This window comes from Roseateles sp. AC306 (genome assembly GCF_979253795.1).
On sequence record NZ_CEEDEB010000122.1, the window covers coordinates 1 to 245 of the forward strand.

1 protein-coding gene is annotated in these 245 nt (G+C 71.4%); it reads right to left on the reverse strand.

Annotated elements, in window-relative coordinates; all coding sequences use genetic code 11:
* A partial coding sequence (locus tag AC0IZJ_RS28645; protein WP_471855668.1) for a hypothetical protein occupies positions 1-245 on the reverse strand: 245 nt, incomplete at both ends.

The window sequence follows — 245 nt, forward strand, 5'->3', positions numbered from 1 at the left end:
GCCCAGCACCGATTGATAGGCCGAGCCGGCGCTGATGGGCCCGGGCGCTTTCCGAGAGACCGAGCGGATGGTCCGGGTGGGCGCGCCGCCGGCAGAAGGATCGATGCCCACTTCATAGCCGTTCAGCGCCGCCGCAGGAGTCCTGGCGGCGGTGTCGGCGGGGTGGGACATCTGGAAGACGACCCAGCCTTGCGGCATGCGCAGGCCGGCGGCGCTGACGCTGAACACGACGGCGGCCTGCGCAT